This window comes from Bacteroidota bacterium, from assembly GCA_018698135.1.
GTDB lineage: Bacteria > Bacteroidota > Bacteroidia > CAILMK01 > JAAYUY01 > JABINZ01.
On record JABINZ010000263.1, the window covers coordinates 1 to 22,593 of the forward strand.

Sequence of the window (22,593 nt, forward strand, 5' to 3'; positions counted from 1 at the left end):
GCTGGCATCCAATGTGCATCTTTTCCATCCCACTTTACATTGCAACCAATAGGGTTTGTAATCGGGTTACTAATTACTTTACCTTCTACTAATTCAGTCAAAACCTGATCTAAGTCAAATACCTTGGCTTTGGTATAATCCCTGGGAAAATCAATTGCTCGTCCGGTGTAAACAAGTTTCCTTTCTTGATCAAATACATAAAAGTGAGGAGTACGTAATGCACCATATGCCTTGGCTATTTCTTGTGTTTCATCATATAAATACGTCCAAGGGAATTTGAACGCTTGCATGCGTGCTTTCATATGATCAAAGTCATCTTCAATGTAGGTGTTTTTACTATTTGAATTAATAGCCACGAATTCAACTCCATTAGAACGGAATTTTTCTGCAGTATTTCGGGTTGATTCATCTGAGCCAATCACATAAGGACAATGATTGCAGGTAAAAAAAACAACCAAGATATCTGAACGATCAAAATCAGCTAATTGATAGGTTTGTCCACCTGTCGAAAGCAAATTGAAATCAGGTGCTTTGCTTCCTATTTGTAATGTAAAAGTCATTTATTTTATATTAGTTTATCCGAATAATCATGTAAAATTAGGCAAAATATTGCAGGTGTATTTCAAGCCAAGAACAGATATCTTATATTCATATTTAATTTAAAAAATGTGTTTATGATGTTTAAATACTCCTTATCTTTGTTATGATAAAGCTAATAAAATGCGATTATTAGGTTTCAAACAGCATTTTATTAAAGTCTTTTCGTATCGATTTCACTTAATATTGCAATATGAACATCTACGTAGGTAACTTAAATTACAATGTTACAGAAGAAGAATTACAAGAAGTCTTCTCAGAATTTGGAAGTGTAGCTTCTGTTAAAATTATCAAAGATCAACATACCGGCCGTGCAAAAGGATTTGCATTTATTGGTATGGATCAGGAAGAAGATGGTAAAAATGCCATCGAAAAATTAAATCAAACTGAAATTTTCGGTCGTACTATTAAAGTTAGTCAGGCTAAAGATGGTGGAGGAAAAAGAGACAATTCCTTCAACAAGCCACAAAACAGATATGGCGACACCGATTTATAGGTAAATTTTTCTTCTCAGATTATTCTATTCAATAGTAGTTCTTATTGAATAAACAGTGTTTTGATGCTTTCCTGAAGTCCATCATTGTATTTATTCTTTTGTTTTTCAGGGCAATCAAATCGAAAAAGAATGAATTCATTCTCGGATAGTTTAGTGCAAAAAACACATGTATATGTTTTCTTATTGCTAAACTCCTGAACGCCAACCTTCTTGTTTCTATTTATCAATATTTTTCTTTCCTTGACTGCTAATAAGTCATGTAAATCTTCAAATTCTCTTGATAAGGTATTGGTAACAGTTAATACATCGGATGTAGATTGAAAGTCGAATACATAAGCCTTCATGGATGCTGCATTATTTTTCGTAGACCAGCTTTTCTCTAATTTAGCAAATTCAAGATGATCATTGCTATCTACAGTCTGTTTTTCAATAAACTCCTGTTGAATAAGCACTTTAACCTTATTTTCTAAAAATATATACTTGACAAATTTTTGCCCAAAAGAATTTAATGATATTATTACCATTGCCACAAATACCAATAAACTTATTGATTTACTCTTCATAAATAGCGTTGATTTGGTAATAATAAGATACAAAAAAAAGGCAAATAAGAACTACTTATTTGCCTTCCCTTGCTATTAAAGATTGAAAACAGTGATGAAACTTGATGCAAATATATTAGATTTTTGCAATTATCAAAACTTTTTGAAATAATGATATTAAATCTAAATTACGAATGAATTCATACATTATATTCTTAATTAGTGGAAATAATCAGCAATCTGATTTTAAGTTTTTCATTTTCAATTATTTCAAACTTACTTATCTAATTATTTAAATATTTAACAATAGTTCTTCAGTATCAAATTATCCGCAAAACATGCTAACTAACATATATGTGGATTACTTTTAAAATTACACATTATAGAATTAATAGATTTGCAGAGAATAAAAAAAGTCACAGGCTCAATAGGACATGAACCTGTGACAGAAATGGTAGAAATGAAAAGAATCTGTACTTATATCCTTTTCATTCAATAAAAGTTACCTACGACCTTCAATGCATTTGATTTTCAAATACTTACAAACAGTATTTATTTTTTAAAATCGAAAAGTCAGTAAGAATTTTACCGACTTTTCGATTTTTCAATGCATTTATGCCCAGTAGATTAAATTGATATTTGTTCTATTAGTTAAGTCAGGATGCTTGGGTAGGACGCGCATTCCATAATTGAATTTTCCCGATTTTTGGGCTACATAGTTAATCGAATAGGTCAACACATCTTCCTTCTCAGCAACTAATTGCATTTCAAAAACAGAAAAGTATTCATCATAAATTTCCAACTTGTCTCCATAAACAATGGAATCGTGAGATGAATCTTTAATGATAATTAACTGCGCACTGATTTCTTCTTTGGTTAATTTACCTTTATGCACTTCAATGCTAGCCGAAACTACATCATTCACATTAAGCACATCCCCATTTCCACCTTTTAAGTTGATGGTGTTAATATGAATGCTGGCAAAACGATTACGAATTGATGAAAGCCATTCAGAAAAGGACTTTGCTTTTTCAAAGGAGTTGTCTGATAGCAAAGCATAGCGGCTTGCTGTTGGTAAATACATATCTCTGAAATAGTCATTCAACATGCGATGTGTATTAAATCCACCTAATATCGTAATCATCGATCGTTTCATTTTTTCAACCCATTGAACGGGTACTCCTCTGTTATTTCGATTGTAATAAGAAGCAACTATTTCATTCTCCAGTATATCATAAAAAGATTCACTGTCAAATATGTTTTGTGTATCTGTATTTTTATATTGTTTTTGCTCTCCTATTGCCCAGCCATTGGTTGAATCATAGGCTTCATCCCACCAGCCATCTAAAATGCTGCAATTGATTACTCCATTGATTCCTGCCTTCATGCCACTGGTTCCCGATGCTTCATTAGGCCGTATGGGATTGTTTAGCCATACATCCACTCCTGATACCAATTTTCGAGCAAGTTTAATATTGTAATCCTCCAAAAATATAATTTTACCTAAAAATTCAGGCATTTTTGAAATGGCCACAATCTCCTTAATTAATCGAGCTCCTTCCAAATCATCAGGATGTGCTTTACCAGCGAAAACCAACTGAACAGGATATTCAGGATTTAAAAGAATTTTCTTCAATCGATCAAAATCCTTGAATAATAAAGTCGCCCTTTTATATGTGGCAAATCTTCGTGCAAAACCAATGGTCAGTGGAGTGGGATCCAAATTCTTTAAAAACAGTTCCAATTTTGCAGGTTCTTCTCCTTCCCTTGTCCAGTTTAAAGTAACTTTTTCTTTCACATAACTAAAGAAACGTTCTTTACTGGTGTTGTGAGCATGCCAGATATCCTTCTCTGGAATTTTATTAATCTTCTCCCAAAAGTCTTTGTTAAGTTGTCCTTTCTGATAATCAATCGATTGATACTTATCAAATAAATCGCGCATTTCGGATGACAGCCACGTACTCAAATGAATTCCATTTGTAATATGGCTAATAGGTACTTCCTCTTGCAAAAAGCCGGGCCAAAGTTTAGACCACATTTTACGTGAAACAACTCCATGTAATTTGCTTACACCATTTCTCTTGAATGTATTGGTTAAAGCAAGAATTGTCATTTCATATTCAGCTTTTGAATTAGCATTTCGTCCGGAAATATCATTGAAATTTTTCCAGCTTAAACCATTTGCTTCAACATAACTTCTCAGATAATTTTCAACCAAATTATAATCAAAAACCTCATTGCCTGCAGGAACAGGTGTGTGGGTAGTAAAAACAGTACTTGATCTAATAAGCTCTTTGGCCGTATCAAAATCCAGTTTATTGTATTTAATTTGATTGATAAAGCGCTGGATGATTAAGAAAGCTGAATGTCCTTCATTCAAATGGTATACAGAAGGAGTAATATTTAATTCCTGTAAAAGTTTAACACCACCTATACCCAGTATTAATTCTTGTTCGATTCGATTCTTTTTTCCTCCTCCATATAGATTTGATGTAATCAAACGATCAGCAGGGCTGTTTTCAAGAATATCGGTATCAAGCATATACACTTGAATTCGTCCAACCTGAATGACCCATGCTTTTGCAAACACTTCTCTTCCCGGAAAATCGATGGATATCAAAACGGCTTTCCCTCTTTTCCTGAGTTCATGTATAGGCATTCTATGAAAATCGTTGTGAAAATATTCGACTTTCTGATTTCCATCCAAGCCAATTCCCTGCATAAAATATCCTTTTCGGTAGAGTAATCCTACACCAATCAAAGGAATGTTCATATCGGAAGCTGACTTAATATGATCGCCTGAAAGAATGCCCAAGCCACCGGAATAAATGGGAATTGATTCGTGAAAACCAAATTCCATACTAAAATAAGCAACAGGTTTTTCTGGAGTAATGTAATCATCTCCTTTCACCATTGATTTTTTAGCACTCATGTATTTATTGAACTTATTCATTACTTCTTCGTAAAAATGAAGATAATTTTCGCTTTGAATAACTTCCTGTAAACGTTGTGGATCAATGGTTTCAATTAAACTAACCGGATTGTTTCCCAATTTATCATATAAATCAGGATCAAGCCTATTAAATAATTGATGAGCAACTGGATTCCACGCCCACCATAAATTAAAAGCCAAATCTCTTAACCCCTGAATTTCTTTAGGCATTGACGACTTGACTGTGAAGTTCCGCAGTCGAGGTTTAGTGCTATCTGTTCCACTGAATGCGAGCGCATTCACATTTGTTTTACTTTTTTCCATATGACCGTCAAATCTCTCTTTTGAAACTTTTTCTGCATTTGTATAGGCTGTTAAGTAGTGAGGATAAAAATTCGCCCATTCAGCTTGTAAAGCCAGCTCACGCAAACCCGGCCTTAGCTCATCAGCTTGCTTATTGCTCCGATTTATAAATTCCATAATGGATTCGGATAGCTCGTTAACCACAACATCGTGTGATTGATTATAGCGCTTGATTACATGAACTCCCGGAACCGTTTTTTTCTGCGCATTAACCCATAATCCAAATCCGGCTAAGTCAGTGGTTATTGTTGGAATACTAAATGCCACACTTTCAAGAGGGGTATATCCCCATGGCTCATAATAGGATGCAAAAACAGCTAAATCACAACCCGATAATGCATCGTAATATTCCATGTCAATTAGGCGATCTCGTCCATCTAAATAAATTGGAATAAAGATTAAATTAATTTTGTCGTTCTCACCATTCAATAAATTGTGCTGATTAGCAGCCTTCACAATAGGATCATCGTTCTGATTCCATAAAGGATGGGTTGCGATTTTAGCATGACGGACTCCGGATAGATTTTGGCTTTGATTGTTCGCCTCATTAGATCCGGCCAAAACAAACATAAATACAATTAACTCCTTATTTTTGGCTAAACGATCTTCCTTTTTTATTCTTGCAATTGCATCTAACAATACATCCAATCCTTTGTTTCGATACTCATATCGACCAGATGTTGACAGAATGAATGCATTTTCTTCATCAATATCCTTTTGAAGAAATTTAGAGGCTATTTCCAATAGTCTTTTTCTGTTTTTCTTGAAGTGCTCTGGATTTTTCTGATAATCGGGCACTTTGCTCATATCAAATCCATTTGGCAAAACCTGATCGACAGGCACATTCAGTAAATGTTTTGCTTCCATGGCTGTAATATCACTCACAGTTGTAAAGCTATCTGCCTCGTGTGCACAAATCTTCTCCATCGAATATTTTGCCAGAATATTAAATCGTGCTGCTTCACTATCTGGATTAATATTTTCAATAACACGATACAAATCAATTCCATTACCTGCAATGGAACGCCCTAGAATAGTAGCATGGGTTGTAAACACAGTACTGATATGTGGCGCATACTTTCTCAGATAGAGCAAACCAGAGCCTGTCATCCACTCATGGAAATGAGCAATTGTTTCCAGATCATCATAAATATCGCTAATTGCCTCAATTACTCTTCCTGCATGATTGGCAAAGGAAACTGGTTCAATATAGTCCCATCCTCCGGTCATTGAGTCAACACCATATTCTTCCCATAATTCAAAAAGGATTTTATCTTTATCGACTATAGATGGAGGAACTAAAATAACAGCTGGTTTTTCGGGTAAATCCCAATATCCCACTTTTGCAAGTATTCCAAGGTGATCCAATTTGTGTTTGATGGTCAACATACTTGCTGAGTTCGATTCAACAAAGCCAGGATTTGAGTCCAGGAGAGGTCCTATTAGAAAATAGTTTTTACCAAATGCAGCGGTTGCTTGCTCCAATTTTGATGTAATAACAGTATATATTCCACCTACTTTATTACATACCTCCCAGGATACTTCAAAAAGTAATTTATGATTCATTTTTTGCACGTTCGATATTTATTAATCTTGTTATTTGGGTAGTTGGCTAAAATCAATACACAGAAAAATCCAAAGTTTCTTCAGTGATTATTTTAGTAAATTCTTTTGCTTCAATATTTCAATCAGGTCATTTAATACGTTTGCATAAATAACATAGGCATCATACGGACTTTCGTAGGGATTAAAATATTTATGTACATCACCATCAGAAAACCATTTTGTACACATATAATAAAAATGATCGGATGTCAATAGTTTTCGCCAAGTGTGAATGAGGTTATTGTCTTTAGAAGCTTTTACTGCTTGCTCTATTTCGTATATTTTTTCAATAGCAGAATCCTGCAAAGGATTGCCCAACCATGCTGTTAAATCTCTTTCAAGGTCTGCCCATGAAATATAATAAGGCACATCAATTTGTGACAATGGCGTATAAAAATTACTGACTTCAGCTGGTGTAATAAATTGAAAATCGGGTTTTTTGTAAATTGCTTCCGGCATTGCCTTCATAAATTCAAAAATTCCAGTATCAGCCCATTGATGCTCTCCAAAAGTTTCATAATCCATAAATAGATTAATTAACTCTCCATTTCCTGAAGTGGAATGGACCCATGAAGCAAATTTTTCGGCAGTTAAGGGATAATCTTCCCAAGCCTGATTTGAAAAACGAAAAGCAATATCGTCTGAAAGTTTGAAGTTTTTCAGCAATAAATTCAATTTATGGGTTCCTGTGGGTTGGTATAGAAAATTTGGACTTCTCCAGCCCAATATTTGATTAGCCCCTTCAGTAATCACCGTTTTATAGCCCATCTTTTCCAATTCAAGGGCTAAGTCGTTGTGATAAATTAATTCAGTATTTCGAAATGTTGAGGGTGTTTGCCCAAAAAGTTTCTGTATTTTCTCTTTGTGCATCTGTACCTGCTCTTTGAATTCTTTTTTAGAAAACAAAAACGACAACGAATGAAAATAGGTTTCGTTTATAAACTCTACCTGACCTGTTGCAGCAAGCTCTTGAAAAAGTTCAAGCACATACGGATTATACATTTCGAACTGCTCGAGCGCAACTCCTGAAATAGAAAAGGAAACTTTAAATTGGCCCGGATAACGCTTTATTAAATCCAACAATAATTTGTTTGTAGGAATATAACATTTTTCAGCAACCTTATTTAATATGCTTCGATTTGCTTCTTCATCTTCATAAAAATGGTTCTTACCAATATCAAAAAAAGAATAATCCTTTTTTAATCGAAATGGTTGGTGAACCTGGAAATAAAATACAATTGATACCATTATTAATTATTCAAGATGGTTTTGTATACGATTTTAATTTTTTCTCCGGCAAAATCCCAATGGATAAATTCCATATCGCCCTTGCTTTTTTCGGCTACTTCTTTTGCCAATTCATCATCTTCGAGAAGCATTAACATCATTTCAGCTAAACGATCGATATCCCAAAAATCGACTTTTATGGCATTATCTAAAACTTCTGCCACACCAGATTGCTTGGAGATAATGGCCGGAACATCATACAATAGGGCTTCAAAAGGAGAAATTCCAAATGGCTCAGAAACAGATGGCATCACATATACATCGCTGGTTGCATACATTTTTTCAACCTCTATTCCTTTTAAGAAACCTGTAAAATGGAATTTATCAAGCATTCTTAAACTGGCTACACGCAATATCATACGAGTTAAAAGATCACCACTACCAGCCATCACAAAACGCACATTTTTATATTTCTGAAGTACTTTATAAGCTGCTTCAACAAAATAATCAGGACCTTTTTGCATGGTTACACGACCTAAAAAAAGTACAATCTTCTCTTTTACATTTTTCTCGATTCCCAAGCGTTCCAACCGATGTTTCTTTTCAACAGCATTATGGACGACTTCTATTTTATCTGCATCAATTCCATATTTGCTAACGATGATATTCTTCGTGAAATGACTTACTGCAATTATCTTATCAGCATGCTCCATTCCATATTTCTCTATTTCGAATACCTCCTTATTAACATGCTCTCCGCTTCTATCAATTTCGGTAGCATGAACATGTATGACCAAAGGTTTACCACTTGCATGTTTGGCTGCTACTCCGGCAATAAATGTTAACCAATCATGTGCATGAATGATATCACAATCTTCACCATAACCAAGGATTTCACCAATAATACCATATCTATGAACTTCACTCATCAACTCCTTACCATAATTTCCTGTGAAATGAAGTAATCCCTCCTGCTCAAGCTCCAACCTTTTTTGCTTGTTCTCAATTCTAAATTGATGTAGGTATTCAGTATATTCTTCTTTTGTAAAATAGGGAGCAATTGTAAATTTCTTTTCAAATACAGAAACATCAATATTTTTCATTTCACTGATAACGCTTTCATATCGCTTTATTAGATGAACTTCATCAGCAGCAATAATTTTGAAAGGCACATCAATTTTTTGCCCTCTTTTTGTTGGCATTACAAAAGCCAGCTCCACTCCTGAATTGTGCAAACCACGGGTAATTCCATAACTGGCGGTTCCCAAGCCTCCACTAATAATTGGAGGGAATTCCCAACCGAACATTAAAACCTTCATAAATACTTATTGTTTCAATTAAATTTTCAACAGACTTAAAACCCTGATTAATTCAGCTTCGCTCCATGCTTGAGCAATACAAGCTTTGGCTACATAAGGTGGATTAGGCCTGAATAATTCTGAAATATGGTTAAGTCCATATTGCTCCAAATGAACTTCCCATAAATCTTTAAAATTCTTGATTACTTCTTTTTTAACAGAAGCTTTTGATTTTGACTGTTTCAGCAAGGCATCTGTATAAATACCAATCAACCATGGCCAAACCATTCCCTGATGATATGATTCATCTCTTGTTTCTGGACTGCCCTTATATTCACCTCTGTAATTGGTGTTACGTGGTGATAATGTTCTTAAACCATAAGGAGTAACTAAATGCTGCTTAATAGTTTCCAGGCTTTGCTTGGCTTTGTCAGCACTAACGCATGTATATGGCAATGCTAAGGCAAAAAGTTGATTAGGACGGATGAAGCTTGCCTCTAAGCTGCCATCATTTTTTAGATCACAAAAGCATCCATCATTTTCATTCCAAAAAGATGACTCAAAATGCTGTTCATACAACTTCAACTTTTCAAAAATTTGTTGCTTGAATGAATTATCCAAATGCTCATTAAAATCATTTACTAAAAACTGAAGGGCATTATACCAAAGTGCATTTATTTCAATTGCTGCCCCTGATCTTGGAGTGATTGGTTTTCCATTTACCATGGCATCCATCCATGTATAATTTTCAGTCTCCGATCCAACATAAATGAAGCCATCACCTCCCATATGCATCAGAGGATTCCTATTTTCTAAAACTGCTGAAACTATATTTATCATCAATGGTAGCAGTTTTTTAACAATCTTTTCTTTTTCTCCTGTGTATTCCAGATATTGTTGTGCTGCTCTAAAAAAGAGCCAAGGAGTGTCTACTGCATTATAAGAATGAGCTCCTGATTGGTCAATTATATTTGGTAATAAACCATCTTTTTCATAAGCTGTGAAACTTTCCAAAATATTTAGAGCCGATTTAAAATCATTTCGACAAAGCGTAATTCCTGCTAATGAGATTAAACTATCGCGTCCCCATTCTCCAAACCAATGGTATCCTGCAACTATACCTTTTCGCTTGTTCTGCTCAATTAAGAACTGACCGGCATGTGTTTTCAACGTTTTTAGTGGTTCAGCATCTGTTTTAAACTTTTGACTTTCACGAAGAGCTCTTTTATACTCTTTGTCCCATTCTTTACCTATTTCGGAATTAGCGGAACTCAAAGATGCTCTGAAAATCACTTCTTCCCCTTTTTTCAATTTAAATTCAAAAACTCCGGGAACAAATAAATCTTCCTGATAATCATATCCCCTATTTCTTTCTTTTAAATATTCAAAATTCAACCACCATTTTGGTGATGGGTAAAACACAGAAGGAATGGATGTTTGAATAAATAATGCCGGTAATCCTTTATATGGTTCAATTTTGAATCCATTTTCTTCAAAATAGGTTCGTGGCATAATATCCATATTCTGCTTAGATAAACTATGTATGTTGCGTGAAGCAATAAGAGGATTAGCCTTGAAATGAATTTCCTGATCGCCTGATATCAGCTGATATTTTACCAAAACAGTATCTTCACCCTCAGGCATTAATATTGATTTTATAATAACAGCCTCTCCCAGTGTATAGGTTGTAATGGGATAAAAATCATAGTCAAACGAATCAACATATTTATGTCCGGTTGGATTGTAAACACCGGGGAATTTATTGGTTGACAAATGAAATTCCATATCATTTACACTTGCTGTCAGTTCAATTTTCGAAAGAAAATTAAATACTTTACCCGTTTCAATAACAGGTAGATTTAATAAACCATGATATTTACGTGTATGACAATCAAGAACGGTACTTGAACAAAATCCTCCCCGACCATTTGTGATCAGATATTCCTTTTTCAGTGAAACCTGTAAATCAAGTAACTCCTCACGTTTGAGACTAATCTTCATGCTATTTTTTATTTATTTCCATTTAGGATATGAAGGATGCATATCTCATCATTTCCCAAATTATATCAAAAAATAGGCTCAAGTCAAACCTGAGCCTATTCCTGTAATTTTTAAAACTTTTACTCTTTAATAAACTTGGCTGTAAAAGCATTTTCACCACCATCACTTATTGAAAAAATATAGGTGCCTGCTGCTAAAAAGTCAATATCTGTTGAAATAGTTTGTTTCCCAATTTGTTTCGTACTTGTCTGTTTTTGATAGACGATCTTCCCATTCAAGTCATGAATAGTAACAAATAATCCGTTTGGCTGATCTGCAAACAAATTGAAATCCATATTAATTTGGGAGGTTGCAGGACTTGGGTAGAGATAACTTGTTTGGAAATCATCGGCAATTACCGGAATACCAACTGCCCCATAATAATAAATCATTTCGTCAACAATCAATTCATTATTATAGCCCATAGTCGATCCAAAAAATAAATTACTCGACATTAATAAAATATTACTGGTATCAGGAATTGCACTTGTGCTATTAAAAACAAATGTTTTTCGTGTCCAATTAAAAGCACCCGGCAAAAAGGTCATAGAGGAGTCAACTGTTATACTTTGTTGCAAACCAGCATCAAATTTTGAAAATGATGCATATACGATAGCCAAATCACTTGGATTATTTGAATTGTTATACTTGTAATAAAAGCTTAAAGAATCTGGTTTTTTACTCATGGCAAATCCACCTGAAAACCCAAAATCACCAATCATCCCGGTGGTTGCAATTCCGAAAGTATCCAACTCGCCTCCAAAAAGACTTAATGCCTTGGTTTTTACAGATATAGCTGAATTGCCCATATAGGCATCTGTGGATCGTGTTACACTTGGAAGTTGCCCTTCTAATAGAAAATACAGATTAAAAGTATTCCATCCCAAGGGCTCTTCGGATTGAACGGTTTTCCAGTTTTCAAAACCATTATTTGGAATTGAAGTAGTCGCATTTGTGAAACTAATATCATCAACCATTAACCAATTACCAGGATTTACCTGATCTGCTTCAGGAAGTGATGAAGCAAATCCAATAATAGCAGAATCAGGAGCTATACCTAATGGGTTTATTTTAAATGCCATTTCCGACCATGTGTTTTGAACTCCAGCAAATGGAATAAACTGCATTCCAATAGGAAATCCATTTTTCTTAAATAAAACAAGAATAACTGCAGAATCACCATTGGCAGTATTGTACTTAAAGCTTCCTTTTATAGAATCCGGCATATCCGTGAAAGGAAATCCGCCAAAGAAAAAATTATCATTTGGCTGACCGAAAACTGCATATCCAAATACAGTATCTCCATCAAAAACAGTCGTTTCCATTCTTACTGAATAGGTCCCTTCAACTGCATCTGTAGATTTTGTTAAGTTTGGTGTTGCACCCATCATAAACAATTGCGCATTTGCTGATGTATATCCAATTGGATCTTCAAAAAACACTTTATTTTCCCATGCTTCAAAATCTCCATTATATACTCCTTGAGCAAAAACTGTATACAGCATTCCAATCGACATAAATGCCGTGAACAATATCTTCTTCATAACCATTTTAATTAAAAGTTGAAAACGAGTACAAAGATACAATAAACAATAGCTTATTGAGAATGGAATCAGTAAAATAGAAATAACTTATATATAGCTATGTGAGTCTCCAAAATCTTTTTTTTGCATTATTTATTTACTATCATCTCATTAGAGCAATTATGATTTACAACTATGCACAAAAAACGTTAAAATGTTAACAATAATTTAACATTATATCCTTAAAAAGCATGAATTTAGATATGTCTTATTTTGAGATTAATTTAACATATGAACACAGAAAACACAAAATCAGAAAAAAAGAAGAATTCAGTTGATGATTTTACTGACGAAATCCTTAAGGATCCGGTAAAAAAGGCGATTATTGAGCTGCTTTATCAAAACGAAGGCTGTTTTTTTGGTGATATTATTGAGGAATTAAACTACCCTTATGCAATTATCCAACAGCATTTATTTGAACTTAAAAAACTGGGGATTATCAGAAAAAATTCCGAACCAGCACATTTCGTTCTTAATTAACTGATTGCTGATTAAAAAAAAGGGAAACCAGAATATCTCCAGTCTCCCTATGTTTTTTTGTGCTATTAAAATTACAATCCCAACATTTCAGGACCTTGTTTATAGACAATATCAGTAGGAATCGAAAGCTTTACCAAACGATCCAAATCTTTTTGTAACTGTTCACCCACTTTGGCTCCTTCTTCAACCCAGCTTCTTGCTGCATCATAATCACCATTTCCCTGAATGGTCAAAATCTTTACAGCCAGTTCAGATACCAATACTTTCATTCTCTCAAAATCGACAAAATAGGTTCCTGTCTTTTCATTGCGAATTAAACCTCCATTTTCAATGATATAATTGAAACGCATCATGTTGGCCTTCCCATGCGAGCTAGCCACACCAAAACGAACAGAACGGAAAATACTAGCACTAAAAGTCACATAATAGTCCAAAAGATCCATGTCGCTTAGTTCTCCCTTTTCAGACAAATAAGTGACCATATAGAGTCCTAAAATATCAGCTTTCCCTTCTTCAATAGCTGAATACTGTTCTTTCAGAGCATCCCTGACAGATATTTTGGAATTATTAACCAAATATTTAATGCCCAATCCATGTGCTACTTCATGAAACATGGTATTTGAAAAGAAAGCATCAAATTTCACATTTTCTCTTTGTGATGGATCAATCAATACATCTGTTATAGGAAGTAATATTTTGTCGAATTTAGCACGCATGGCATTTTTCAATTGCAGCTTTCTGGTTCCCTTCAGGATATGTACTTCTTCATCATTCGGAAGATTGATGGCTATTGTTTTACTTCCTGCATTGCAATCACCAGCATAAAATACAACATCGTAAGCATTCAATTCAGAATCTGTACCCGGTTTTTCTTTCTTATAATCCGCATTAACTGGCAATGACTGCTGTAATTCAGGAAGAAAAGCTGCATATTTTGCCAATTTAGCACTCCAAACTTTGTCCTTAATTAAGATAAATGCCTCATGAGCTGCTTTATATCCATAACGTGAATCTTCATAATTCTCAATCGGCCCTACAACAAAATCAATGGTATTAGTTTTCATATCCAACCAAGCTAAATCACTGGGTTGATATTGATCGGTTATAAGTGCTTCTGCACGCAACGTCAAATAATTTTTTAATCCTTCATCTTCTGCCAAAGCGGCTGCTTCAAGCAAAAGGTCGTGTGCTTTAAGGTTTTGATCTTTAAAAAATTCGTGATAAGGAATCACAACTAATTCATTGGCCTCATTTCTGAGAATTAATGTGTACAAGCTATTTTTAGCTTCATTATCCAGTGCATCAAATTCTGCAGATGTCATATCAGCAGGATAAAAATTAGAACCCAATGGTTTGTCTCCAATTTCTTTGATAAAGCTGTTGTTACCATCCAGACGATCCCATGGGCCATAATTAATCTCAATAAATTTCTTTGTTCCCTTGTCTTTGGTTTTCGACATAAGCTCATTTTTATCACCATAAGCTTCAACCCAATACATTTCTTCAATAATTTTTGCTACTTCAAATAAAATAGGTAGCATTTGTTTTTCTTTGTCGGTTAGCATATTCATATCAGTAGTAAGCTGAACTTCTACATACTTTGCCAATCGATTTTCGATATCTATACCTGTGTAAGTAGTCACTTTTTTAGTCTTTGATTTATTTTGGGCATTTGCTTGTATTGATACAAACAGAACCAATAATCCAATTATACTTGCAATTTGTTTCATGTAAAAAAAATGTTTTGGCGTATCCTAAAATAATTATTCCACGCTTGAATTAAACAAAGTTAAATGTGTAATAGTCTCCAAAAATAACAAATCAAAAATAGATAATGCTAAATAAGGCATCTTATTAATACAACCTCATCTTACAGAATTACGTCATTAGTTCATAATTCTATTTTGGAATAAATTTGGCATTGAAAGGAATTATCTTTGACCAGAAAATCAAATAATCAATCAGCATGAACAAGCAATTTATTACTATCCTACTTTTCTTAATAGTTCTTCAGGCAAATGCTCAGCCTCAAACTTCAAAAGATCGCATAAAAAATTTAATGGCTACTGGTACGATCGACTTTTTATCGGATAAAGAAAAGTCAATGCAAGCATTTAACGAAGTTTTAAAAATTGATTCCAATTATTCTATGGCTTATTATATGAGAGGGCAATGTTATTATGCATTGAATATGCCCGTTCAGGCTATTGAAGATTTTAACAGGGTCATTAAACTGGATCCAACTAATGCAAAAGCATATGCTTTGAAAGGAGTGGTTTATACTGATTTTCTTGATTATTACAATGCTTTAAGATCATATAATATGGCTGTCACGCTGGCCAAAGACCAGGGGAACTACTATTATTCAAGAGGCTATGTTCAGCTAAAAATGGAAAATTTCTGGTATGCAGTAAAGGATTTTGAAAAAGCCATTGATCTGGGTTATAAGGAAAAACAAGTTTATTACTGGATGGGATTCTGTTATGTCATCCTCCACGATTTCCCAAATGCAGTGGTTAATCTACAAATTGCTAATGAAATTGGTCAACGTGATGCAGATATATATTATTATTTAGGATATAGCAAAATGTATCTTCTCGAATGGGATAACGCATTGAAAGATCTTGAAATGGCTGTAAACTTCGATCCCGCTTACGCTCCTGCTTATTTTACCAAAGGTTATATTTATTTGCATAAGCAAGATTTTCAACGATCAGTTGCCGCCTATACAACAGGTTTACAACTTACTCCTGGTATTGCCCGGGGTCATGTTAACAGAGGATTAGCCTATCAATCGCTAAGCATGGAAGCTGAGGCTTTAAAAGATTATGAGATGGCCGTCCTTATTGATCCAAAATACGCTGAAGCCTATTTACACCGATCTAAAATATGGGAGAAACAACAAGCCTATAAAAAAGCATTAGCCGATTTAGAAAAGTACACAATTTTAAAACCAGAAGACATGATTGCTCTCTATGCAAGAGGTCGAATGAAATTATATAATAATGACGGCACAGGTGCTTGCAAAGATTTCAGGGATGCAGCTCTTAAAGGAAATGAACAGGCTATCATTGCCGTAGAAGAAATTTGCAGCAAAATTGACGTGAATACTGATCAAGAAATCAACAAATAAAAATAGGAATCTCAATAACATTGAGATTCCTATTTTATCAATCAGAAAGCCGAAATATAGTTTTGATTTATTTCAAGCTATCTTAAATTTTTATAGTGATCCGATCTGTGGACTATAGGTTTTTTCTCGTTTTTCTGCTTCAGCTTTCCAAACAGGAAGTATATTTTTCTTAAAGACTTCTTTCTCTGCCTTTAACTTTTTCATATCCAAGCCTATAAAAGCTTGTGCATCGGCCTTGGTTTCAATGGCTGGATAAGGGATTTCACCAACTCCATATTTAGAAAGAATTCGTGCTAACAATACTCTTGATTCTTGTGATTTATCAATAGATGTTCCAATTATCCTTGCTGTTTCAAGAGGAGCATGGAAAGAACCTCCATGACTTGCAGCTGCATAATCCCATCGCCATTGTGCATGACGAATAAGCATTAAAACAGGAGCCATCTCTTCATCATTAGCACCTGCATCCCAGGCAGCTTTCGCTTCAACATGTGCCCGCACTAATAATTCCTCTGCTTTATCCCGAATCTCGATAATACTTCTTTGGCGATCATATACATTCTGAATAAGCGTTTCTTCCTTTTCACGATGGCATACCTGACAAGCCTGATCAATATGGTTTAAAGGACTTTGTATTTTATGAGAAGTAAATTTTTGTCCACCTTCGCTGACATAAGGCATGTGACAATCAGCACAACTTACTCCACGTTCTGCATGAATTCCTTTTTTAAACATTTCATATCCCGGATGTTGTGCCTTTAACATGGGCGTTCTACTTAAAGCATGTTTCCAATCTGAGAATTCAATATTATCATAATATTCTTCGGCACCTTCTACGGTCATTCCATTCTTCCATGGAAAAGTGAGATAAGGTGTTTCCCCATCACTTTTGTCAAAATAATATTCAACATGACATTGGGCACAAACCAGCGATCTCATTTCATTGTGTGTTGCTTTGCTGATATCCTTACCCATAGCGGTATATGCTTCAACCAATGCCGGACGACTTATGCGCAAGTTCATTGTTTCAGGATCGTGACAGTCGTCACAACCAATTGAATTTGTTATTTCATGACCTTTGCCAGCCCACTTGCCTTGATAAAACTCTTTCACGCCAATTTCATTCATCAAACGAGGAACATCCGGACTTTTGCATGTCCAACAAGTTGATGGCATTGGTCCATCATCTGGCCCTGTTGGCCCTCCTGTTCTTAAAGAATTATTAATATCAGTAATCGCATAAAAATGACCTCTTCCCTGCTTATAATCTTTAGCAAATCCATATCCAGCCCACAATACAACTAAACGTGGATCAACTTCTAGCATATCAATTTCTTTTCCTCCATTATACAAACTCCGAAATGAGGTATCTTCAGTTTCATAATAAGATTGAAACTCTTTCGGATAATTCTCGCCCCAGATTTCATTTCTAGGCTCATTGTCGCTAATCTCAATTCGAGGAAGGTCTACAAACTGAGCTTCTGTTTTCCTTTCATTAATTGAAGAAGCCAACAGTCCTAATAAAAAAACAATAATCATTGTTACAAAGAATAATAACCAATTGATCCATGGTTTTCTTCCTTTTGAATTTCCCTTATTTTCCATGATTAATAATTTATACTTTTCAATTTAATTTATCCATTCTGCAACTATGCTACTTGCTTTAGAAACCTGTGCATTGGGTGTGCTTGATAAAGAATTGACCCGACCATGCGGAACTTCCCGATGACAACTCCAACACACTTTTCCATCGCTGTGCAGGTAATTCTCTCCTGTCAAACTGAGTAAACCAACTTTCTCATTCAAATTCTCATGACATCTTTTACAATTCTCCTGAACCACTTTTAATCCTTCATCTTTAATGAAAATAACCTGAGGCTCTCTACGGAGTGTAAACATAGTGGCGTGTCGCATTCCATCTTTAGCTTTAAAAAAATACTTATTGAAGATGTTATTATGTGGAACATGACATTCGTTACAATTGGTTACTTCACGATGAGAGCTATGATTCCAAGTTGCATATTGAGGATTCATTACATGGCAGTTAACACAGGTTTTTGGATCATCGGACAAATAGGAAACAGCATTGGAAGCATAAAACAAATAGATAAGCATACCAATTCCACCTGCTAAAACAAGTATCGCAACAGTTTTCCATTGTGCTGGTGGTGTTATAAAACCAATCAATTTTTTCATCCAATCCTATTTAAAGTATTCAAGCACTTGTTGTCTTAAATACAAACTTATGCAATTGTTATTAAATTAACAAGAGTAAATATATGAAAAGTACAATGCATCTATTTTGCTGAAAAGTAAAATACTAAGCACGAGGACTTCATCTCAAATTGTGAGAATTAAGAATTCTTTTTAGCACTGAATCCCTGATTTTTTTCTATCGTAGAAATACCAGTTAAGCACAAGGCAAGCAACATAATAGATGGCGAAACCAAACAAAGCTTTTTCAGGAGTTCCCAAACTGATTTGCTGACCAAATACTTTTGGTATCACAAATGCTCCATAGGCAGCAATGGCGGATGTCCAACCGAGTACAGGTCCGGCTTGTTCTTTTTGAAAGATATAAGGAATACTTCTGAAAGTGGAACCATTTCCAATTCCTGTGGTGAGGAAAAGCACCATAAAGGAAATAAAGAATGGCCACCAATATTGCTCAGGTGAATTTGCCTCTCTGGCTTTAATAACAAAAAAGGCGACAGCCAATGTTGCTATAATCTGAAATACTGTACTAAATGCTGTTACCCTTGAACCACTATTGATTTTATCCGAAAGAATTCCTCCCACAGGACGTATTAACGCTCCTAAAGCGGGTCCTAAAAATACCCAAAGCATAAAATTTGGTGCATTCGGATTAATAAAGCTTGGATCAGCAGGATTTGTGTAAACAAAGATATCCTGACATAATTTGGGAAAAGCTGCAGAAAAACCAATGAATGAACCAAAAGTCATGGTATAGATAATGGTCATGATCCAGTTATGCTTATCGGATAATATGGAAAACTGTTTCTTCAGATTTAGTTTTATCTCACCCGGAGTAGCATATTTCATGAGTAAAACCGATAGAATGATTACGATCGGAAGCACTATCCACATGTTTACTTTCAAACCCACCAAAAGATAGGCGCCAACACTGGCTGAAACTAAACCCAGAAATACCATAAAGAGTGTTTTTGTTACTCCCTGAAAAGTATTAGGCAATTTAGGTGTACCCGTAATCACATTGTTCATTCCAAAAAATGCAGCAATGGCAGCAAGCGAAAGAAGAGGAACCCATACCCATCCTGCATTTTGTAAACCTGCCAGAGGAGCGTCTCCTGATCCAACAGATGTGCCAATTGCTCCAAATAGTGCAAAACCAACTACAAACGGTATTGTCTTTTGCATAACGGCAACACCCAGATTTCCAATTCCGGCATTCATACCCAGCGCATAACCTTGATTTTTCTTGGGAAAGAAAAAACTGATATTACTCATGGAAGATGCAAAATTTCCACCACCAAAGCCAGAAAGTAAAGCCATTACAGCAAACATCAGATAGGTAGTATTCAGATCTGCTAATGCCATTGAGGTTCCTACAGCAGGAATGATCAACAATAATGTTGAAGTAAAAATCACATTTCTTCCTCCGGCTAATGAAATCAGAAATGAGTTTGGTAATCGCAAGGTAGCACCGGCCAATCCTGCTATGGCAGGTAAAGTGTAATAAAGGCCATTGACTTTATTAAGTGCTTCATTAAATGCATCAGAACCCGGGATTAAACCATCTGTCATTCCAAAATTATAACCGAAATCTTTCATGTACTTGATGATAACTCCCCACATAATCCAAACAGAAAATGCCAGAAGCAATGCTGGTATTGAAATGATTAAATTACGATTGGCGATTTTCTTACCCGTTGATGCCCAAAAACCTGAGTCTTCAACATTCCAGTCTGAGATGTTAACTTTCATAGGTCAATAATTATTTTTTTACAATGAAATGGTATTCTTAAAAACTATCAGCAAATGCATCTTTTGGTTCTTTCAACATAAAAAAGCAATAAACCAAGCTGATGAAGGCTCCTCCAGAAAGCATATATAAAAAGGTTTTATCGTCCATGAAAGTGTATAAGAATAAGTAGGTAACTGCGCCCACATTACCAAATGCTCCAGCCATTCCGGCTATTCGGCCTGTCATTTCTTTTTTGATGGAGGGTATCATGGCAAATGTGGCTCCTTCAGCACCCTGAACAAAGAAGGAAGCAAACATGGTAATGACTACTGAAACAATTAACCAGCCCATGCTATTGAATTGAGGTAAAAGGCTTACTTCTCCATCAGCTCCCATTGGCCCATATTTTGAAATCATGGCCATTAGGAAAAAGCCAATGGTAATTCCACTCATATACAACAACATGGTTTTTTTTCGGCTTCCCATTTTATCTGATAATAATCCGCCCAAAGGCCTAGCCACCAGGTTCATAAATGCAAAAGAACCTGCCACAGCACCTGCCAATGTTAAGGTCATAACTTGAGAACCATCAGCGTATAAAAGTCCACTAAAAACTTCATAAAAAAACATGGGTAACATGGATACGATGGCCAATTCGGCTCCAAAATTTGCAAAATAGGTAGAATTCAAAGCCCCAACACTTCCAAAAGGAAACTTCTCAGCATCAGGCACACCTGCTTTTAATCGGGGAAGATTAGTTTTTAAAATGCGCATCACATCGGCTAAATAAACGATGAATAAAGCTATCCAAATTCCAATGACAATATTCATCGAAATCATATGCTCCCCGTGTATCATTTGCTTATGCAATACAAAGGCTACAAGACCAAGAGCTCCATACAAGGGTAGCTCCCATAATAGATATTGTCCCAAGTCGAGATATGATGACACAGGCATTGGCCCGCCTTTTTTCTTATCTGCAGACGGTTCCTGTCCTTCAGGATAATCATTAACAATCATAAAATAAATGACACCATATATGGCAGCAACAATACTTGTAATAGCCAATGACCATCTCCAATCACCACCTAAAAGATTAACAGCAACAAAAGGTACCAAGGCAGCTGCAGCAGCTGATCCAAAATTTCCCCAGCCGGCATAAAATCCTTCTGCTCGTCCAATGTATTTTGGTGTAAACCAGTTGGCAGTCATTTTTATTCCAATAACAAAGCCAGCTCCAATAGCACCTAATGCTAAACGACTTACTACCAGTTGAGTTAAATTATCTCCAAAAGCAAAAGTTAACCCTGGAATCACCATAATAACCATGAGGCCGGCAAATATTCGTCTCGGGCCATATTTATCGATTAGTCCACCCACAATAATTCTGGCAGGAATAGTTAGAGCCACATTGGTAACCAATAAGGCTTTTACATTGGCTTTTGTTAACCAATCAAATTGCTTTATCATTTCAGATAATACACCAGCCATGTTAAACCAAACAACGAAGGTCAAGAAGAATGCAAGCCAAGTAAAATGCAAGGTGCGTATACTGGGATTTTTAAAATCGATTAATGATGGTGCTTTGGGAGTCATTGTGTTGTTTTTATTATATCAATGTGTAATTAAACTTCTTCAGAAATTTTTTGATTAGTCGCCAGTTTATTGGAAGTGCGGATTTTCTTCCTTTCCCAATTCCAGATAACCAATTGATAAGGTCGCCAGATATATGCAAACGGATAGACCAAAAAATGCATAAAACGGGTAAATGGAATCATCCCAAGAAGAACAAATGCGCTGGAAACATGAACTTTAACCATCAAAGGCATTGTTGCTATAATATTCATATCAGGTTTCAACACAAAAATGGATTTCACATAAGGTGTTAGTGAGGAGGCAAACCAAGTGGAACCCCATCGGTGAAACAGGGCAATCCAAATACCTGTAACAATTTGAACAAGCAATACAACATATACAGCTACATCCATTTTAGTTGTAACCATCTGCAGCTTTCTATTAGTTAACCTTCTAAAAATAAGCAGCATTAATCCTGTGAATGCTGCTATTGCAAAGGCAAATGCCGAGGCTTCAATAATCAACAATCTTGCAGGTATACCATTCCATACTATTAATGTCCGGGGGAATAAAAATGCAATCAGGTGTCCAAAAAACAAGAAAATTATGCCCCAGTGAAATGGTCGGTTGCCCCAAAAAAGTTTCTTTCCTTCCAAAAACTGGGTAGACAAAGAAGATACCTGAAATGGTGTCACCTTATAGCGTAAGAATGAGCCAATTATAAATATTAATATGGCAGCATATGGCAATCCGATAAACCAGAAATTATTCATATT

At 35.2% G+C, this 22,593-nt stretch carries 16 protein-coding genes; 3 read left to right on the forward strand and 13 right to left on the reverse strand.

The features are described 5' to 3' along the window. The coding region (locus tag HOG71_16170) for a thioredoxin family protein (protein MBT5992383.1) at positions 1 to 560 on the reverse strand (560 nt) is incomplete at its 3' end. A 230-nt stretch (positions 561 to 790) separates the two neighbouring features. Here HOG71_16170 and HOG71_16175 point away from each other — a divergent pair. Next, entirely contained in the window at positions 791 to 1,093 is a 303-nt protein-coding gene (locus HOG71_16175) for an RNA-binding protein (GenBank protein ID MBT5992384.1), read from the forward strand. Positions 1,094 to 1,134: 41 nt separating this feature from the next. Here HOG71_16175 and HOG71_16180 read toward each other — a convergent pair whose 3' ends face one another. From HOG71_16180 to HOG71_16205, 6 genes are all read right to left on the reverse strand, one after another. After that, a complete protein-coding gene (locus HOG71_16180; protein ID MBT5992385.1) occupies positions 1,135 to 1,656 on the reverse strand; it encodes a hypothetical protein in 522 nt (173 codons plus the stop codon). Positions 1,657 to 2,248: 592 nt separating this feature from the next. Beyond that, a complete protein-coding gene (glgP, locus tag HOG71_16185; protein ID MBT5992386.1) occupies positions 2,249 to 6,496 on the reverse strand; it encodes an alpha-glucan family phosphorylase in 4,248 nt (1,415 codons plus the stop codon). Positions 6,497 to 6,583: 87 nt separating this feature from the next. Next, complete coding sequence (locus HOG71_16190; protein MBT5992387.1) at positions 6,584 to 7,783, reverse strand: polysaccharide deacetylase family protein; 1,200 nt, start codon at positions 7,781 to 7,783, stop codon at positions 6,584 to 6,586. 2 nt (positions 7,784 to 7,785) lie between these two features. Next, positions 7,786 to 9,081: a glycosyltransferase gene (locus tag HOG71_16195; GenBank protein ID MBT5992388.1), complete on the reverse strand. Its 1,296-nt coding sequence runs from the start codon at positions 9,079 to 9,081 to the stop codon at positions 7,786 to 7,788. An 18-nt stretch (positions 9,082 to 9,099) separates the two neighbouring features. After that, complete coding sequence (locus HOG71_16200) at positions 9,100 to 11,061, reverse strand: glycogen debranching protein (GenBank protein MBT5992389.1); 1,962 nt, start codon at positions 11,059 to 11,061, stop codon at positions 9,100 to 9,102. 119 nt (positions 11,062 to 11,180) lie between these two features. Further along, positions 11,181 to 12,644, reverse strand: coding sequence for a T9SS type A sorting domain-containing protein (locus HOG71_16205; GenBank protein MBT5992390.1), 1,464 nt, complete (start codon positions 12,642 to 12,644; stop codon positions 11,181 to 11,183). 270 nt (positions 12,645 to 12,914) lie between these two features. Between HOG71_16205 and HOG71_16210 the strand changes: the two genes are divergently transcribed. After that, positions 12,915 to 13,163, forward strand: a complete 249-nt coding sequence (locus tag HOG71_16210; protein MBT5992391.1) for a winged helix-turn-helix transcriptional regulator — start codon at positions 12,915 to 12,917, stop codon at positions 13,161 to 13,163. 71 nt (positions 13,164 to 13,234) lie between these two features. On the opposite strand, the gene HOG71_16215 is transcribed toward HOG71_16210, so the two are convergent. Continuing rightward, on the reverse strand, positions 13,235 to 14,893 hold the full coding sequence (locus HOG71_16215) for a Zn-dependent hydrolase (protein MBT5992392.1): 1,659 nt from the start codon (positions 14,891 to 14,893) through the stop codon (positions 13,235 to 13,237). Positions 14,894 to 15,129: 236 nt separating this feature from the next. Between HOG71_16215 and HOG71_16220 the strand changes: the two genes are divergently transcribed. Further along, positions 15,130 to 16,296: a tetratricopeptide repeat protein gene (locus tag HOG71_16220; GenBank protein ID MBT5992393.1), complete on the forward strand. Its 1,167-nt coding sequence runs from the start codon at positions 15,130 to 15,132 to the stop codon at positions 16,294 to 16,296. 90 nt (positions 16,297 to 16,386) lie between these two features. On the opposite strand, the gene nrfA is transcribed toward HOG71_16220, so the two are convergent. From nrfA to HOG71_16245, 5 genes are all read right to left on the reverse strand, one after another. Beyond that, positions 16,387 to 17,901: an ammonia-forming cytochrome c nitrite reductase gene (gene nrfA / locus HOG71_16225; GenBank protein MBT5992394.1), complete on the reverse strand. Its 1,515-nt coding sequence runs from the start codon at positions 17,899 to 17,901 to the stop codon at positions 16,387 to 16,389. A 24-nt stretch (positions 17,902 to 17,925) separates the two neighbouring features. Further along, the gene (gene nrfH, locus HOG71_16230; GenBank protein MBT5992395.1) at positions 17,926 to 18,492 is read right to left on the reverse strand and encodes a cytochrome c nitrite reductase small subunit; all 567 of its coding nucleotides are present in this window, start codon (positions 18,490 to 18,492) and stop codon (positions 17,926 to 17,928) included. Positions 18,493 to 18,663: 171 nt separating this feature from the next. Next, positions 18,664 to 20,262: a NarK/NasA family nitrate transporter gene (locus HOG71_16235; GenBank protein MBT5992396.1), complete on the reverse strand. Its 1,599-nt coding sequence runs from the start codon at positions 20,260 to 20,262 to the stop codon at positions 18,664 to 18,666. Positions 20,263 to 20,299: 37 nt separating this feature from the next. Next, the gene (locus HOG71_16240; protein MBT5992397.1) at positions 20,300 to 21,838 is read right to left on the reverse strand and encodes an MFS transporter; all 1,539 of its coding nucleotides are present in this window, start codon (positions 21,836 to 21,838) and stop codon (positions 20,300 to 20,302) included. Between the two features lie 29 nt (positions 21,839 to 21,867). Continuing rightward, complete coding sequence (locus HOG71_16245) at positions 21,868 to 22,590, reverse strand: respiratory nitrate reductase subunit gamma (protein MBT5992398.1); 723 nt, start codon at positions 22,588 to 22,590, stop codon at positions 21,868 to 21,870. Positions 22,591 to 22,593 lie beyond the last annotated feature (3 nt).